This window comes from Parendozoicomonas verongulae, from assembly GCF_009711465.1.
GTDB classification, from domain to species: Bacteria; Pseudomonadota; Gammaproteobacteria; order Pseudomonadales; family Endozoicomonadaceae; genus Sansalvadorimonas; species Sansalvadorimonas verongulae.
The window spans coordinates 3,899-4,578 of sequence record NZ_SMME01000689.1 but is presented as its reverse complement, the minus strand read 5'-3'; the positions used below and the strand labels follow the sequence as shown (position 1 = coordinate 4,578).

Sequence of the window (680 nt, the reverse complement as noted above, 5' to 3'; positions counted from 1 at the left end):
AATGCAAGGGAAAGCAGAGCACCACCTGCCCCTGCGGTGCCGTCTTCGCTTCGGCCAGCTTGCTTAACTCTCACCGTCGGGGCAGCCGCGACGCCCAGTGCAAGGGAAAGCGGAACACCACCTGTCCCTGTGGTGTCACCTTTGCTTCAGTCAGTTTGCTTAACTCTCACCGCCGGGGCAGCCATGACGCCCGATGCAAGGGGAAGCGCAACACAACCTGCCTCTGTGGCGCTACTTTCGCTTCGGCCAGCCTGTTTAACTCTCACTGCCAAGGCAGCAGGGATGTCCGGTGCAAAGGGAAGCGGAATACCACCTGCCCCTGCGGTGTCACCTTCGATACGATCAGCCTGCTTCACTCTCACCGCCGGAGCAGCCGCGACGCCCGGTGCAAGATACAGCGAATCAAAAAGAAAGAAGACGGGATTTAAAAAGAATCGCTATCTTAGCCATGAACTGGCCTTTCGTACTTGGGTTGAATCGGATGTTATTCTCGTTACAGAGGCTGACAAGTGTCTCATATCTTTCGCTTATCCTGACCGTAGCTCCCGTTATTGTTGTTGATGCAGGTACAGATAAACAGGTGAGTAGCTGCACGCTTGTTTTTCCATCTGGTGAAGGAGAGGTCGATATCATCTCAACAGGCCGTATCCGCACATCTTCACCTGTCGTTCAGTCTTTGG

2 protein-coding genes are annotated in these 680 nt (G+C 54.4%); one reads left to right on the top strand and one right to left on the bottom strand.

Annotated elements, in window-relative coordinates; genetic code table 11:
* Window positions 1-146: 146 nt before the first annotated feature.
* A complete protein-coding gene (locus E1189_RS02905; RefSeq protein WP_155158553.1) occupies window positions 147-356 on the bottom strand; it encodes a hypothetical protein in 210 nt (69 codons plus the stop codon).
* Between the two features lie 29 nt (window positions 357-385).
* On the opposite strand from E1189_RS02905, the gene E1189_RS25110 reads away from it, so the two are divergent.
* Window positions 386-680 (top strand): hypothetical protein (locus E1189_RS25110; RefSeq protein WP_230460088.1); only part of this gene is annotated, 295 nt, incomplete at its 3' end.